This window comes from Paeniglutamicibacter gangotriensis Lz1y, assembly GCF_000348945.1.
Classification (GTDB): Bacteria; Actinomycetota; Actinomycetes; order Actinomycetales; family Micrococcaceae; genus Paeniglutamicibacter; species Paeniglutamicibacter gangotriensis.
In genome coordinates, this window is record NZ_AOCK01000008.1 from 158,923 (window position 1) to 175,268 (window position 16,346).

At 63.3% G+C, this 16,346-nt stretch carries 11 protein-coding genes; 3 read left to right on the forward strand and 8 right to left on the reverse strand.

The window, feature by feature from the left end:
• Positions 1 to 7 precede the first annotated feature (7 nt).
• Both ADIAG_RS13800 and ADIAG_RS13805 read left to right on the forward strand, forming a co-directional pair.
• The gene (locus tag ADIAG_RS13800; protein WP_007272003.1) at positions 8 to 760 is read left to right on the forward strand and encodes an ABC transporter ATP-binding protein; all 753 of its coding nucleotides are present in this window, start codon (positions 8 to 10) and stop codon (positions 758 to 760) included.
• A complete protein-coding gene (locus ADIAG_RS13805) occupies positions 753 to 3,314 on the forward strand; it encodes an ABC transporter permease (protein ID WP_007272004.1) in 2,562 nt (853 codons plus the stop codon). The genes ADIAG_RS13800 and ADIAG_RS13805 overlap by 8 nt, the downstream gene beginning before the upstream one ends.
• Before the next feature lie 13 nt (positions 3,315 to 3,327).
• On the opposite strand, the gene ADIAG_RS13810 is transcribed toward ADIAG_RS13805, so the two are convergent.
• From ADIAG_RS13810 to ADIAG_RS13830, 5 genes are all read right to left on the reverse strand, one after another.
• Positions 3,328 to 3,912, reverse strand: a complete 585-nt coding sequence (locus tag ADIAG_RS13810; RefSeq protein WP_007272005.1) for a methylated-DNA--[protein]-cysteine S-methyltransferase — start codon at positions 3,910 to 3,912, stop codon at positions 3,328 to 3,330.
• Entirely contained in the window at positions 3,909 to 4,388 is a 480-nt protein-coding gene (locus tag ADIAG_RS13815; protein WP_152426169.1) for an RNA polymerase sigma factor, read from the reverse strand. The genes ADIAG_RS13810 and ADIAG_RS13815 overlap by 4 nt, the downstream gene beginning before the upstream one ends.
• Positions 4,389 to 4,608: 220 nt before the next feature.
• Positions 4,609 to 7,932, reverse strand: coding sequence for an ATP-binding protein (locus tag ADIAG_RS13820; protein ID WP_007272007.1), 3,324 nt, complete (start codon positions 7,930 to 7,932; stop codon positions 4,609 to 4,611).
• Positions 7,929 to 8,588 (reverse strand): DUF4194 domain-containing protein, encoded by a 660-nt coding sequence (locus ADIAG_RS13825; protein WP_007272008.1) that lies wholly within the window; start codon positions 8,586 to 8,588, stop codon positions 7,929 to 7,931. Before ADIAG_RS13825 ends, ADIAG_RS13820 begins: the two co-directional genes overlap by 4 nt.
• Positions 8,585 to 10,042 (reverse strand): DUF3375 domain-containing protein, encoded by a 1,458-nt coding sequence (locus tag ADIAG_RS13830; RefSeq protein WP_007272009.1) that lies wholly within the window; start codon positions 10,040 to 10,042, stop codon positions 8,585 to 8,587. Before ADIAG_RS13830 ends, ADIAG_RS13825 begins: the two co-directional genes overlap by 4 nt.
• Positions 10,043 to 10,197: 155 nt before the next feature.
• On the opposite strand from ADIAG_RS13830, the gene ADIAG_RS13835 reads away from it, so the two are divergent.
• Positions 10,198 to 11,505 (forward strand): polysaccharide deacetylase family protein, encoded by a 1,308-nt coding sequence (locus ADIAG_RS13835; protein ID WP_007272010.1) that lies wholly within the window; start codon positions 10,198 to 10,200, stop codon positions 11,503 to 11,505.
• A gap of 8 nt (positions 11,506 to 11,513) precedes the next feature.
• Here ADIAG_RS13835 and ADIAG_RS13840 read toward each other — a convergent pair whose 3' ends face one another.
• The 3 genes from ADIAG_RS13840 to ADIAG_RS13850 form a co-directional block, all read right to left on the reverse strand.
• Complete coding sequence (locus ADIAG_RS13840; protein ID WP_043475052.1) at positions 11,514 to 12,512, reverse strand: aldo/keto reductase; 999 nt, start codon at positions 12,510 to 12,512, stop codon at positions 11,514 to 11,516.
• 56 nt (positions 12,513 to 12,568) lie between these two features.
• Positions 12,569 to 12,793 (reverse strand): hypothetical protein, encoded by a 225-nt coding sequence (locus ADIAG_RS13845; RefSeq protein ID WP_007272012.1) that lies wholly within the window; start codon positions 12,791 to 12,793, stop codon positions 12,569 to 12,571.
• Between the two features lie 63 nt (positions 12,794 to 12,856).
• Positions 12,857 to 16,324, reverse strand: coding sequence for a TM0106 family RecB-like putative nuclease (locus tag ADIAG_RS13850; protein WP_007272013.1), 3,468 nt, complete (start codon positions 16,322 to 16,324; stop codon positions 12,857 to 12,859).
• Between the last annotated feature and the right edge of the window lie 22 nt (positions 16,325 to 16,346).

Below are 16,346 nucleotides of genomic sequence, written 5' to 3' on the forward strand. Positions count from 1 at the left end.
TTGAACTATGACCATTACTGCACCACACACCAGCACCGACATAGCTGTCCACGCCACGAACCTGAGCAAGATCTACGGGGCAGGAACCACCCGTGTCGAGGCCCTGCGCGGCGTCGAGGTTTCCTTCGCCCGCGGCAAATTCACCGCCATTATGGGCCCCTCGGGCTCGGGCAAATCAACGCTCATGCACTGCCTGGCCGGTCTCGACGATGCAAGCGGCGGATCGATCTACATCGGCGGGACCGACATCTCGAAGTTGAATGACGATGCGCTGACCAAGATGCGTCGCGAAAAGGTCGGATTCGTTTTTCAGTCCTTCAACCTCGTTCCCACGCTCACCGCCGAGGCAAACATCCTGCTTCCCCTGGCTCTGGCCGGTAAGAAGCACGATGCGGCTTGGCTAGAAACCATTGTGGCAACGCTGGGCCTGAAGGACCGCTTGACCCACAAGCCCCACGAGCTTTCCGGTGGCCAGCAGCAACGTGTCGCCGTGGCCCGCGCCCTGCTCACCCGCCCCGAGGTGGTCTTCGGTGACGAGCCCACCGGCAACCTTGACTCGCGCACCGGTGCCGAGGTCCTCTCGCTGCTGCGCTCCTCCACCCGCGAAATGGGCCAAACCATCATCATGGTCACCCACGATGCCATCGCCGCATCCTACGCGGATACCGTGTTGTTGATGAAGGACGGCGAGCTGGTCGGCCAGCTCGAGGATCCGACCGTCGAGTCCGTCACCCAGGCTCTTTCCGGGTTGGGTGTATAACTCCGTGCTGCAACTTGCCCTAGCAAACCTCAAAACGTATTCACGGCGGTTCATTGCCGTGACCTTGGCGGTCATGATCGGTACCGCTTTTCTGGGCGCGACGCTCATGGTCAACGCGTCGGCCACTGAATCACTGAAAAACAGCATCGGTTCTTCCTACGCCAACTCCGACTTGGTCATCCACGGGGACTATAGCGCGGCCTACGACAACCTCGACGCCGCTGACACCGACGGGGAACCCGATCCTGTCGGTTACCAACTTGGTGCCAAGGCACTGAAGGCCGTTGAAGGCACAGCAGGTGTTTCGGCCGCACACGGTGCCGCAGGAACCAGCGTCAGCGTTCATGCCGGAAGCAAGGACTACTTCGCCTCGGTCAGTACCGTTGCCAAGGATCCCCGTCTGACCAGCACCGTCCTGGAATCTGGCGCCCTGCCCAGCAGCAGCGACCAAGTGGCCGTCGACGCCACCTACGCCGGTGAATACAACATCTCCCGCGGAGACGTCCTGGACGTGGCGAGCGCGACCGAGGACGGCAAGGAAATCAGCAAGCAGGTCAAGGTCACCGGCATCACCGAAGCCTCCAACGATCCGCTGACCGGCGCGAACATGTCTCTGACCGTCAGCCAGTCCCTGCTCGAGGCCTTGTCCGGCCCCGGGGAAACCACCTACCAGAGCATTGCCTTGCTCAGTGTCGGTTCGGTGGATCTGGACACCCTGAAAACTTCCATCACCTCGGCGCTGGCCAGTGAGGGAATCGAATACACCACGGTGCTGACCCCCGACGAGCAAATCGTCAAGGACGTCGCAAACTTCTCCGGCGGCAACGACCAGCTGACCATCGTGCTGCTGGTCTTCGCCCTGATCGCCCTGGTCGTCACCGGGCTGGTGGTCATGAACACCTTCGCCGTGCTCATCGCCCAGCGCACCCGCGAACTGGCCCTCATGCGCACCCTCGGTGCCTTGCGCTCCCAGATCCGCTCCTCGGTGCTCATTGAGGCGCTGCTGGTCGGGCTGCTGGCCTCGGCTGCCGGCGTGCTGCTGGCCACCGGAATCATGGCTGGGCTGATCGCGATCCTGGGTGCCACCGTTCCCTCGATGTCCTTTGCCATCCTGGCGGTACCGGTACAAGCCATCGTCGTACCGATCCTGGCCGGCACACTGATCACCCTGGTGGCCGCCTGGGTACCTGCCGGCAAGGCCATGTCAGTCTCCCCGCTGGCCGCCCTGCGCCCGGCCGACGACGTGGCGATGGGCAACAAGGCCGGCAAGGTACGCATCGTCTGTGGACTGTTGCTGCTGTTCGCCGGGGCCGCGGCCCTGGCCTACGGCGCCATCGAAGGGGACATCCTCATCGCCTTCGGCGGCGGGATGCTTTCCTTCCCCGGCATCCTGATGCTCGGCTCGCTCTTCCTGCCCAAGACCGTCTCGGCGATCGGCAACCTGACCTCCGGGGGCACCGTCCCGGGCAAGTTGGCCAGCCTCAACGCAGTGCGCAACCCCGGCCGCACCACCGCCACCGCCACCGCGCTGCTGATCGGGGTCACCCTGGTCTCCATGATGATGGTCGGGGCCCAGACGGCCAAGTCCTCCCTGGGTGATGCCCTAGGCAGCGAATACCTGGTCGACATCCAGATCCTGGACTACGACCAAAAGGGCTTCTCGACCGACGCCATTGCCAAGGCCGCGACCCTGGACGGGGTCGAGGTCATCACCGAACTGGGCAGTGTCGGCACCTCGGCCGAAGGGGAGCTCTACGCAACGGACCCCGCCCTCTTGGCCCGGGTGCTCAACAGCGACAAACAGGTCCCGGGCTCCGGGGAGATCCTCACCGGCTCCACCCACGAGGCGTCCACGCTTGCGGCCACCAGCTATACGGGAGCCTCCGGCGAGCTGAAGGCACTGGTGTCCGACAGCAACTCCTTCCGTCCCGTCATGGGCTGGGACACCGCAGAACGGGTCCTGGGCATCACCCCGGCGGTGGCGGCCGAAGCGACCCAGCATGAGAGCCTGCTGTGGCTGAAGGCCGATGACAACCTGGATGCCGCGGCACTGCGAACTCTGCAGACCGACCTGGCCGTCGCGCTGGGCGTCGAGGAATTCGCCATCGGCGGCGGCATGAAGGAAATGCAGATGTTCAACACCGTCATCGACATGCTGCTGATGATCGTCTCGGGCCTGCTGGCCGTCGCGGTGCTGATCGCGCTGATCGGCGTCGCCAACACGCTGAGCCTCTCGGTGCTCGAGCGGACCCGGGAGAACTCGCTGTTGCGCGCCCTGGGCCTGACCCGCGGCCAGCTCAAAAAGATGCTGGCCACCGAGGCAGTGTTGATCGGTGGGGTTGCTGCCCTGCTGGGCGTGTTGCTCGGATCTGCCTACGGACTGCTCGGTGCCCAGTCGGTCATGGGCGCGTTCGGTGCCATGAGCGTGTCCATCCCGTGGCTGCAACTGGCCGGTGTCATCGCGGTGTCAGTGGTTGCCGCGCTTGCCGCCTCGATCGTCCCGGCACGCCGTGCCGCGAAGCTAGCCCCGGTGCAGGGGTTGGCCAGCGACTAACACTCGCGGCGAATCAGGTCCCAAGAAGGTCCTGCTCGAGTTCGAGCAGGACCTTCTTGGCGTCCAACCCGCCGAGGTAGCCGCCCAAAGACCCGTCGCTGCGCAAAACCCGGTGGCAGGGCACCACGATCGGCAACGGATTGGTGGCGCAGGCACTGCCCACGGCACGCACAGCCGTCGGGCGCCCGGTGGCCTCGGCCATCTCCTTGTAGCTGGCAGTGTGCCCGTAGGCGATCCCCGGCAGCGCTAGCTGAACTTCCAACCGGTAGCCGCTGGACAGCCGATGGTCCAGTGGCAGCTCGAATCCGGTGCGCGAATGCGCGAAGTATTCGTCGAGCTGCATCGCTGCCACATCCAACGGTGCGGCCCGATGCAGTACCCGCACCCCGATCTTCTCGGCCAGGGATCCGAGAACCGCATCAAAGTCTTCGAGGGCAAAGGCAACGCGCACGATCCCGTGTTCGGTGGCGGCAAGCAGCAATTGACCCACCGGTGAATCCATCAATCGGTAGGACACGTCGATCAGCCCCTCGGCCGCGGCACGTTCGGCCAGCCGCTGCCTTAAGGCATCCATTTCATGCATGGCCAGTTCGCTCATGATTCTTCCTCCGCTTCTCGGTGTTGGCTACGCAGGGTCTTGATGCCGTCGGAGGCGGCCCGGCGCAGTGAGGCGGGGTTGCCGCCCAGAAATGCGGGGATGTCAGCATAGGGGAACCCGAGCAGGTAATGGTAGCCGATCACCTTGCGTTGCAGCTCGCTCAGCGAGGCCAAGGACTCGATCAGTTCCAGTTGCCCTAGGTCTGCGGGAAATGCCACGGGTTCGGACAATTCGGCCACGGGCACCGGGTGGTTGGCGCGCAGCAGATCAATGGCCTTGCGCCGGGCAATGGTGATCAGCCACGCCTCGAGGTTCGCTCCGGGGGCTAGCGCCGGGTAAGCGCGCAGGGCCGCCAAAAACGTTTCACTCCAAGCATCCTGCGCGTTAGATCCGGGACCCAGCAGGGCGGTGCACATGCGCAGCACCGCGGTGCCGTGCCGGCGCACCACCATCTCGAAGGCTGGGTTCGTTGTCATCTCCACACCATGTAAACGCACCGGAGGACCACTATGTGAGGTTTGAGCAAAAAGTTTCCAGCAGTCTCGATACGGGACGGATGAAAAAAGCGGCACCTCGCTCCCAGATCATCGAGCAACGGTGCACACATCCTTGCGCTGATTTGAACCGATCACCCACATTTCTGGTTGTCTAACCAGAAATGTGGGTGGATGGTGCGTTCACAACTTTACTGGCGGGCTAGCGCAAAATGATGCTCGTGGCCACGGCCGGGGAGCGGCCCGAGGCTACGAATCCGGAGACGTTGGACTCGGGGTGTTTGATGATGTCGCACACCGAACCCAAGTGCCTGGAGAGGTCGATCTTGTCCTCCGGGGCCGCGAGCAGCAACTGGAACCCGAACTCCTGCAGCGCATTGATGCCTGCCGCGGCATACTCCGAGTTTGCCTGGATGAACGCCTCGTCAATCATCACGGTGCCATAGGCGGTGAACCCAGCAGTGGCAAAGCCCAACTGGTAGGCCAGGGCCGCGCCCATGATGAAGGAGGTGAAGCGCTGGCCCTCACCGCCGGAGAGCGTGCCGGGTTCCAGCCCGGTCTCGATCTCCCCGTTGGGCTTGTGCTCGTTGCAGGCAATGGTCACGTGCTGGCGCACATCCAGCACGGTGTCGCGCCAGGCGGCACGCGACGAATCATCCAGCGCATCCACCAGAGTTTCGAGCGCCTTGTAGCTTTCGCTTAAGGTTCCTGCCCCGCGTGATGAATACGCACCGGCCAAGGCCTCTTTCAGGGCTTGGCGGAAGGCCCGTGCCTCGTCGGGGACGGTTGTGGATACCTCCAGCGCCAGCTTGGAGCCATGTTCGAAGGGCACGTCGGCGAGGATCTGGTTCAGCGGGGAGATGCGCTCGGCGATTGAGCGGCGTTCCTCCTCCAACAGCTGCAAAAGGTCCGAGAAACGTTCGTAGGAGCGGTTGGAGAAGTACTCGCGGAACTCCTCTTCGTGCTGCGGCAATCCCTGTTCGATGATGCCCTGATGCAGTGAAACATAGTGTTCGGCCGCCTCGATCCCGGTGCCGTAGCTGGCAGCGGCAGAGTTCCCGAATTCGCGTGCGAAGGCCTTGAACGTGTCCTTCAGTGCCGCTTCGAGGGTATAGGCCTCGCGTTTGAGTTCGGCCCCCGACTCGGACAGTGACAACGCCAGTGCGTTCAAGGCAGCTTCCAATTCGGCGGTGTCGACCGCCGAACCCTCGTCCAGACGTTTGATGAGCGGGGCCAACTGCTCGCTGGCGGAAAGCTTCTCCACCGCCCAGTCTTCGGTGAGTGCCTCGCGCACCGAGGAAGCCCGCAACGCATTGCTGGCTCTGTCTAGCGAAGCCGAAAGCGTGGTGGCCTCGGCTCTTGCTACGGCCAGGGTGCCCACACACTCCTCGAGCTCCTTGCGGGCCGCATCCAGTGCACGGCGGACGTGGGAGAGATCCCCGGACTTCGACAGCGCCTCGGCCATGCGCGCTTCCAGGTCCTGCAGGGTATGCAGGGCTCCGGAGGCATCTAGCGAGGCGAAGGAGCGGTTGTCGCTGGCCAGGGTTCCTAGCAGCGCAAACTTGGCGGCCAATTGGTCCTTGGCCGCGGTGCGGTCATCGGCCACCGCGGCGGCGCGGGCGGTGTCTTCCTCGAGAGCCGCAAGTTTGGTTTGCAACTCGGAGATCTTCTCCGCGTTGGTGAACCCCAGCAGGTAATCCGAGGCGGCGACCGGGCGGGTGTCACGTTCGAAAGTGCCCGAGCCGGTCTTGATGGTCCCGGCAAGCGAGATGGCCTTGTCATGGACGTGCAGCCCGGTGTCGGACTCCACACACGCCAACGGATAATCGGCGGCGATCTTGGCACGAAGCCAGGTCCCGGCGGCCGAATGCTTGAAGTCGAGTTTGCCGACCAGGTCTCCGGGACCGGAAACTACCTCGCGCGGGGTCCTGGAGATGTCCATCCAACGGATCCGGCCCAAGCCGGACAGCGAATCGATGGCTCGGGTGACGGATTTGATGTCTTCCCCGCGCACCAGCAGTGTCGTGGCCAGGGAACGCAGCGCCTTTTCTGCCGAGGGACGCCACTGCCCGTGGGACGGGGAAAGATCGATCAGCTCGCCGGCGAACGGGAGGTCTTCGATGTCCAGGTTGGTGGATGCGGCGATGGCACGCCGGGCGGCGATGGAACGGTCATCGATGTTGGAGCCGCGTTTGGCATAGGAATCGATCTGAAGCCGCAGCTTCTTGGCCCGGTCCTTGAGATTCATCACCGAGGCCATGGCTTCGTATTCCATGGTGCGCGCATCTTTGGCAATGGAGGCAAGGTTCTCGGCGCTGACCGCTGCTTGCCGGCGCATGGCCTGAAGCCCGGAGGCAGTGAAGGTGAAGGTCAGGCCCACCGCTTCGAAATTATCGCGCAGGGTCTGCAACACCGCTTCGCGGTCGGCCAGGTGCTTGCGTGCGGACTCGGCCTCGCGTTCCAGCAACGCCACACCGGCACCCCCGTCGGCTTCATGCTGTTCGGCCAGCGACGCTACCTTGGTCTCAAGCGTTGCCTTGCGGACGCCACTTTCCTCGATCAGCGCGGCGTTCGTTTCCACCGCCGAAGTCAGAGAGCTGGTTTGGCCCTGCAGGGCACGGGTCGCCAATTGTGCGCCGTAGGCCGGCAGCTGGGTGGAGACCAAGGCGTTAAGCGTTGCCAGTTCACCGTTGAGCTCGTCGATGCGCAGCTTTTGTTCAGGTACGTCGGAGAGTGCATCGCGTTGGGCGCGGGCCTCTTCGAGCTGGCGGTGGATGCCGCGAAGGTGGCTGAAGTCCTCGATGGCCCCGGCGGCAGCCTTCATCGTGGCGGGTATTTCCAGCACCTCGTAGCGGAAGAACTGGTTCACGCCCTTGTCCAGTCCCTTGCCGTTCTGCAAGGTGCGCAGCAGTGAAAACGCCTTGTCGTTGTCGATGCCTAGGCGGCGGCGGAACTTCTCGGCAAAGGAACGGTGCACGTCGAACGCTTCAAAACCTGGCAGCGATTTCTGCAATGAGGAGGGCGTGAAACGTCTGGCTCCGTGATCTTCCAGGGCTGCAGTGTCCAGCACCCTGTCACCCATCACATAGTGCTTGCCGACTTGGCCTTCGAGGCCGTTGGCCGGCAAATCGAAGATCGCACCGATGCACACCGAGGAGCCAAGCCCGTCTTCGTACACCAGGGCCAAGGCACTCCACGTGGCGCCGGGGCGCTGGTACAGGGTCCCGGCCTCGGTCTTGAAGCGGCGTCCGCGCATATAGGAATAAGTGGTGCGGCGGTCCTTGCGAGTGGAGGCCTCGTGCGCGGATTCGTTCAGTCGCGGTGCGGCATGGAAAATGTGCCCGATGCCGTCGAAAAGGGTCGATTTTCCCACGCCGGGGTGCCCGGTAAGCAAGGTGCCGGAACGGTCCACGTAGAGGGTGTGCCGGCCGTGGAAGGTGCCCCAGTTGATGACCTGGATCTGGGTGAGTCGGTGCTGTCCGGGATTGACCGCGTCGGAGAGCGGGAGGGTCATTTCAATGCTCATAGCTCTTCTGTCTCCAAGTCGAATTCTTCGGTGTCATCGACGCCAACACGTTCAATGGCCTTGATGTAATCGGGAATTTCCTCGATACCGGCAAAGGGCAGGGCGAGGGCCAAAGCCCCGGATACCTTGTATTCGTCGGTGAGTTCGGTGGGCAGGATGAGTTTGAGGTTCAGCAACCGGGTCAGGGACGCGTCGGTGTTTTCCTCGAGCTTCTTGTCATCGGTGTCCCCGGGGGTGCGGTGCTCGAGCAGGATCTCGCGGGCCGCCTCCCGGCTGATCACCGCATCGGTGCCGGAGCCTGCATGGCGTTCGAGCAGCAGTCGCAACCGCAGGGCCAACAGAGTTTCTTCTCGCTTCAGGGCGCGGCGCGGAGCGATTGCGGTGGTGTGCGCCGCCTCCAGATCCACCGGGGACAACAACGCGATCTTGCGGTTGGCATCGACCTCGAGTTCCAGGAAGATCTCGGCAACGTAGGCGGAGATCTCCGCACGCCGGTCCAACACCAGTTGCCAGAGCCGGGGCTCGGCGACCCCATCCAAATAGGGACCACGCAGCAGGCGCACCAAAAGCTGGCGCAGCGGCAGCTCGAAAGACCCGGTGTCGCCCGCAAAAAGGCGGCGCTCATCGACTGCGCCGGTAGGAAGGGTGCTGCTCATGCTGGATCCTTTGTGAAGCTCATGGCCGGAACCAAAGCGATGCGTGTGGTGCCGTTGACCTGGGTGAAGCTGATTTCCTCGCAAGTGGATTCATCGATGGAATCCCCGCCGTTGCGTGCGGTCTCGATCAGGTACCGGAGGGTATTCAGGTGTCGGTGTTCGGCGTCGAGGGAATTGTAGGTGTCCGCCAACTTCACCGTGCCGCCGGCTTTGGCCCGCGAGTCGGTGATGGCCCGGTGCAGGACCGGGATGTTGGGACTCGGGGTCGAGGGGGTACGGCGGATGTCGGCCACCGACAATTGGGGAGGCGCGGCAAGCTTCGGTGGGGCCACATGCTCGTCCGGATCGTAAATACCCAGGGCAGCAATGGACGTGAACCGCGGGGCATAGAGCTTGATCGGGGCCACCGGGGTGCGGGAGTGCAGGACCCGGGAGGAGGAGACAGCGATTTCCGCTGCACGCACCGCCTCGCGCAGGATCGCAGCCTCCTTGAACTCGGCCGATTGCACGTAGGCGTGCAGCGACTCGGACAGCCGGCCGTAGGACTGGTGGACCTCTGAGGCCTGGCGGCGCAGCTCACGCAGGAGATTCGCCAGCGTGTGACGTTCCTGGGCGTCCAAGGAATCGACGAAGTCGCGTTCGAGCACCTCGTTGACGGCCTCGCGAAAACGCACCTGAGCTTCGGGAGAATTCAAGAACTCGGTAAAACCACGGAAGGTCTCGCCCTGCGGGGTACTACGCAGTTGCTTGTCACCCTCGAGCACCGCGCCGACCGCGACGCCCTTCACAGAAGAGGATTCCATGATTTCTCCGCGCAAGGCGTGGAGCATTTCCTGGACGCCGTCGCGCATGCGCTTGAAATCAGCGGGCAGCCCAGAAGCCATGTCGAGCACCGAACGGGTTGCCGCAAGAGCACCTTCGCGAGGCAGCACCGCCGGGGTGGTGCCATCGCGCAGGGAAGCGATCTTTTCCTGTCGCTGGGTGATTTCCGCCTCCAGTGCACGGATGCGTGCTTCCGGGTCCGGATCCGTCTCATGGGCCAGAGACTCCAGAGAAGTCAGCAGCGTATTGAGTCGTGAGGAGTTCAGGTTGGTGCGATCCCCGGAGAAGTCAGCCAAGAACTTGAGCACACGCGAGGTCTGGGCGGTGGGCTCGTAGACGAAGTGTCCATCGACCAGCGGGCGGGCCAGAAACTGGTTGCGCACCCAAGCGTCGGCATATTGGCTGGCACTCATTGAGTCGTTGAAGGAAGGGTCCTCGGAACGCACGACCTTGAGGAATGATTCGAGGGAGGCATGGAAAACCTCCAAGCCCACGCGGGGCTTGGCACTGGTGAATTCGGCGCGCAGGAATGCCACGGCCCAAGGGGCGGTGGAAAGCAATTTCCAAGCTGCGGACGATCTAAATTGTTGCGTCTGACTCCACAGCGGGCTCGCCTGGTGGGTAGGTCGCATCACGGTCCTTTTGCTGGGGATTGACCCAACAATCCTAGTCCATCGGCGCGCCCGTTTAGTGTCGGCGCGGAACGGAGTAGGGTCGGTTGAACCACACCGTCGACACCGGCCGGAGCTATGCAATCCGGGACCGGGAGGAAAGCGAGAGGCACCCGATGAATGCACATTTTCGCCCAGCCGTCGTTGCTGCCGTGTTGACGGTCGCGGGTCTGGCCCTGTCGGGGTGCACCACTCCGCCCTACATTCCCCCGACAGAGTACGACCCCACCGCCGTTGGTTCGGCCCCGCAGTCGATGGTTTCCCCGAGCGAAGAAGACCAAGGCCCGACCCAGGCCGAGAAGATCGAAGAAGCACAGAAACTCGCGGCCGGATACGATTACGCGACCGCCAAGAAGGCCTTGGCCGGGTTGGAAGGCGATGACGTCGACGCGGCGCTGGCTGACATCGAAAAGGCCGCATCCAAGGCAGTGGTGTGGGAAGACAATTCCAAGATCTCCCACCTTTTTGTCCACTCACTGATTGTTGACACCAAGCGGGCCTTTGACGGCGACGACCGCGAGCAGGGCTACGCGGATTACATGGTCACACTGGACGAATTCAAGGAAATGATCGCGCAACTGTACAAGCGCGGTTTCGTTTTGGTGAATCCTGCCGACATTGCCGGCGTGGATGCCAAGGGGAAGATGAAGTACAAGGACATCCGCCTGCCCAAGGGCAAGAAGCCGCTGGTGCTCTCCGAGGACGACGTCAGCTACTACGAGTACATGGACGGCGACGGGTTCGCCACCAAGCTGCTGATCGACAAGGACGGCAAAGTCAAGAACGAATACGAGGACGCCTCGGGCAAAAAACACCTCGGCGCCTACGACATGCCCCCGGTGATCGACGAGTTCGTGGCCAAGCACCCTGACTTTTCCTACCGCGGGTCCAAGGGCATCTTGGCCTTGACCGGATACAACGGGGTTCTGGGCTACCGCACTTCCAAGAGCCAATACGCCGATTCCAAGACCCTGGAAGCTGATATTGAAACAGCCACTAAGGTTGCCACGGCGTTGAAGAAGGACGGCTGGGTCTTCGCTTCCCACGCCTGGGGACACATCAACATGACCGAAAGCTCGATTCCGCGGATCAAGAACGACATGTTGCTGTGGGATGAGGAGGTGCGCCCCATCCTGGGGGACACCGACCAATACATCTACCCCTTTGGTGCGGACATTTCCGGGGTGCCGGAGTACTCGGGCACCAAGTACAACATGCTCAAGAAGGACGGGTTCGACTTCTTCTACGGCGTGGACGGGACCACCCCGGCCTGGATGCAGCTGGGGGACGACTATCTGCGCCAGGCACGCATCAACATCGATGGGCTGCAATTTGCCAAGGAGAAGCGCGGGGACCGGCCGGTGCTGAAAACCTTCTTTGACGTCAAGGACGTCATCGACCCGGATCGGCCCAAGTCGAAGTAGCCGCCGTTCTAGGAGGCCGTCGCAAATTCCTCGCTGTCGATGGTCTTTTGCTGGTGGACGTTGTAGCGCGGCCCGGCGATGGTCGACTGGTTGATGATCTGCCCGGCCTCGGCAAGCTCCGCCGGGGACAGCGCGACGGACAGGGCCCCGAGGTTCTCGGCAAAGTGGTCGCTGCGCTTGGTCCCGGGAATGGCATGGACGTGCTCGCCCTGGGCCAGCACCCACGCCAGCGACAGTGCCGCTGCGGTGGTTCCCAGCCGTGCGGCAAGCTCCGCGAGCCGGTCCACCAATTCAAGATTGTGCGCGTAGTTTTCCGTTTCAAAGCGCGGCATGGAATGGCGCATGTCTCCGGCCGGCAGTGAGGCGGTCTCGCGCAGGTTGCCCGAGAGATAACCACGGTACAAGGGCGAGAAAGCAACGAACGCGGTGCCCAGCTCGGCGCAGGCCTCGAGCACTCCCAACTCGGGATTTCGGGTGGCCAGCGAGTATTCGTTTTGCACCGCGGCAATCGGGTGCACAGCATGGGCCTCGCGCAGCGTCGCGGCCGAGATTTCTGAGAGCCCGATCCCGCCGATCTTTCCCTGTGCCACGGACTCGGCCAGGGCGCCGACGGACTCCTGGACCGGTACCGCGGGGTCCAGCCGGTGCAGGTAATACAAATCGATGTGCTCCGCTCCCAGGCGCGTGAGCGAAGCATCGACCTGCGCGCGCAGGGTCTCGGGACGTCCGTCGATTTTTCCGCGGCCCGCAACCAGTGCCAGCCCGCCCTTGGACGCCAAGAAGTATTCATCTCGGCGCTTCTTCAAGTACTGCCCGATGAGGTTTTCGCTGCGGTGCCCGCCGTAGAGCGTGGCGGTGTCGATGTGATCGACACCAGCATCCAGGACCTCGTGCAGCAAACGTCCGGCGTCTTCATCGCTGGGGAAGCTGGAGTAGCCATGGGTGATGTTCATGGCGCCGAAGCCCAAAGGGTTGACTTTCTTGGAAGCCAATACGCGCGTTGTCATGTTTTCATTCTTAGCATGCATGAGCTGGCATGCGAATATCAGGTTGCCGCACTTCGTCACGCACTCACGTCGGCGGCGCCCAGAGAACGTGGCCCAGCCGCGGAGGAAGCGCCTGGACGGAAATCTGCACAGTCCTTGCCCGGGGACTGCAGGCACTCGGCGGTGTGTGCCTTTCGTGCCTGAGTTGCCCCGGGGAACACCGAACGGGAGCGCAGCTCGGCGGCCACCGCGCGGGTGGCGAAATCATTGGCGATGAACAGGTGGCTGCTGGTGATGATCATGAGCCCAACCTTCCTCCTTTGAGGTGTCTGACCGGTGACCGTGATGTGAAGCCTCTGGTGGCCTCAGGCCCCCAGCGCCAGGAACGCCCCGAGCTGGGAAAAAGCCGCGGGCGTGGTCGGCAGGAAGTGGGTGAGTGCGGGGGAGCGGACGATCACCGCACGCCACTGTCCGCGCGAAACTGCCACGTTGATCCGATTGCGGTTCAGCAGGAAGTCAATGCCGCGGGCGGCATCGTCGGCCGAGGAGCACGCCATGGACACGATCACTACCGGGGCTTCCTGACCTTGGAATTTATCCACGGTGCCGACCTTCACGTCCTCGAGTCCTGCGGCGTCGAGTTCGGTGCGCAGCAGGTTCACCTGCGCGTTGTACGCGGCGACCACCAAGATGTCCTGCGCCAGCAGCGGCCGGGGGTCCTGGCCTTCACCACCCACCCAGGACAAACCGATGTGGGTGCGGGCCTGGGTGATGATTTCGTGGGCTTCCTCGAGGGAAGCGGTGGTGTTGCCGTGGTGTTCGACCATGACCGTGGCGACCCCGGCCGTGACCTCGGAAAGTGATCGCGTGGCGGCCGCCGCTGCCGAATGCAGCTTGGAGGAGTAACTCAGAGCCGAGACTTTGGCACAGAGCTCGGGGTGCATCCGCCAGGAGTCAGCCAAGAAATAGCCCAGTTCCTCGGGCAGGGTGGGATGCCCGGCGCTGAGCCAGCCCAGCGCAGACTCATCCACGGGCTGGGGATGTGAGCCCTGGGTGACCTGTGGCAGCTGCTGCGGATCTCCTAGCAGCAGCAGGCGGGTGGCCGCACGGGAAACGGCCAGGGTGTTGGCCAGTGAGTACTGTCCGGCCTCGTCGATGACCAACAGGTCGAGTGATCCCTCAGGGATCCGTTTGCCGGTCATGGTCCAGGCCGTGCCGCCAATCAACGCACCCTCCTCGGAATCGAGCAGTTCCTCGATGGCGTTGTCGGTGGTGCCGGACCAGGGGACCACGGTCTTATCCCCGGCACGTGGCTTCTTGGCTACTTGCTCGGGGTGCACTCCTGCACCGGTGATCGCCTTGGCCAGGACGTTGTCGACCACGGCATGGGACTGTGCCACCACCCCGATCTTCCACCCCTTTTTTACCAAGGCCGCGATGACGTGCGAGGCGACAAACGTCTTGCCGGTGCCCGGAGGGCCCTGGACGGCAAGGTAAGAATGGTCGAGGTCCTGCAGGGCCTCGATGATGGCCCCGACGATGTTGAGGTGTCCGTCCACGAGCAGTGGAGCCGGCGGGGCGCCAAGAGTCTTGAAGCGCGGGGGTGACTTGCGCAGGATGTCGATTCCCGGGTGCTTCGGTAGCGAGGGCAGGGCACCGCCGACGGTGCGGGCCAGCTCCGCAAGGGATTCGCGCAGCGAAGTGGTGTTGATCGGCTGGTCGGGGGTCAGGGCGATCGGCAGGGTGCCGAACGGTGGGACCATGGTACTGGATTTTTCGGTGATGACGAAGCGTTCGTCGTTTTCGCTCACCGTGGCATTGAAGAGGCCTGCCCGGTTGGCGTTGCTGGGTTCCAGCTCAGGAGGCAGCGGGGCGCCGTACATAGCGAACCAGGAGCTGCCGGGCCGGAAATCGGAGCCTTCGGCCATGGTTCCGTGCAGCTCGGTGAGCCGGGATTCGACCCTGGCCCTGGTGCTGGCCTTATGCCAGTCTTCGAGCACCTCGGCGTCATCGACAATGAACACGTTGCGGGTATCGGCCCAGACATCGATCGGCTCGTCGAGCCGGTCGAAATGTTCCCACCAGAACTGCTTGGCCTCGCGGCGGTGGTAGCCGGTCGCCGCGGCGACCATGGCGATGGCTCGTTCATCGTTGGACAGGGCCCGGTCCGCGGGCAGGGACTCAAGGTATTGACGCAACGCGATTTCTTCTGCACTGGGCTCGACGTCGTCGACCCCCGGCAGTGCCGCCTCATCCACCCATTCGGGGCGGTCATCGTGCGGGACCAGGCTCTGCAGCCAGTCGCGCAGCCGCAAGGTCGAGAGGCAGTCGTATTCGTTGTAGTCGCGGATGGATTCCAGGATGTTGGCGGCCTCGGCCGCATCGACCTCGAGTTGCTCGGAGTATTTGGCGTAGGCGACCACCGAGGCTCCTGCATCTTTCACGTCTCCGCCGCGTAGGTGCTGGCCCATGTAGAGCGGCTCGAGTTTCTTGATGGAGTAGGAACGCTCGGAAATCAACAAAGAATGACGGACCGTGTCGTACAGATCGATCAGCAACCCCTCGCGCAACCATTGGTCGATGGTGTCCTCGGCGACCACATGGCGCAGTGAGAGGTTCCGCAGCGCGCTTTTCTCATACGGTGCGTAGTGGTAGATCTTCATCTTCGGGTATTGCGCTCGGCGGGCTTCGACGTAGGCGACGAAATCGGTGAAGGCCTTGCGCTCGCCGGCCCTCGAGTGCGCCCAGAAGGGTTTGAACACCGGTTCGCCGGTGTCGATCTCGATGACACCGAAGAGATATTCCAGGCCCCAAGAATCGTCAAAGGGATCCTGCCAGAGCGGATCTCCCTCGAAGTCGAAGAAGATGTCTCCGGTGTCGGGTTCCGGGAGCCGTGAGATGGTTTGCGTGGCGCGGTTGATCTTGTAGGCCACTCCGCCGACCGTGCCGTCGGTGGCCGCCAGCCCGACCTGCATGCGGGCCTGCTCGGCGAGCTTATGGTGCGGGTCCCGTCCCTTGGTTTCGGACGCGGCGAGCTCATCGATGGTGGTGATACCCGATTCCATGAGCTTCTTGCGCTTGAGCGTGCTCATCCCTGCCACCAGCAGCAGGTCACGGTGCGCGGCGACCTGCACGGCGCAGTAGTCGCAGCGTCCACACGCGCCAACGCCGTCTTGTCCCCACCTCACGGGATCAGTTGCCGTACGGTGGGCGGCCGTCAGGGCCTTGAACCTGGCGCGGCGGTCCCTGAAGACCGGCAGCAGCTCGTGCATCTGGTGCACCGAGTGCGATTTATCCCCGAGCACCAAGGTGGTCTGCTCGGCCACAGGGATCCCGTTGGCGAGCAGCTGATCCCCGTAGGCAGCAAGCTGCAGCAGCGCCGTGACACGGGCATGCCGGGCGAGCTTGGTGTCCCAGACCGCGTAGGAGCCGTCTTCCTCACGGATCAAGAAGTCTGCGAAGCCTACGAATTCTCCGTCGAAGAACGTTGCTTGGAAGACGACGTCGGCGCCGTTGAGCAGCGCCTGGTGCGTTTCCTCGTGGGCAGCAATCAACGAAGCCCGGTCGCCGCGGACACCGGCGGCGAGCATTTTGACGCCGCGGCCGGTGTCCGGGTCGTAGTCGCCGTATTGCTCCCTTAGTTCCTGCAGAACCTTGTGCTCGTGGGCGTCGCCAAGCACTGCGGTGCGTTCGAGCATCTCGTCGGGGCCAAAGTCGGCCTTGGCACTGCGTCCCAGCCGTTCGTCGAGTTTGGACAGCGAAGCGAATTCACATCCGGCGGCCAGTACGAGGTCGGATGCGGAATAGATCAGGTCCTGATCGAGGAAAAACACGTGGCGGGTGCTCCTTTTGCTG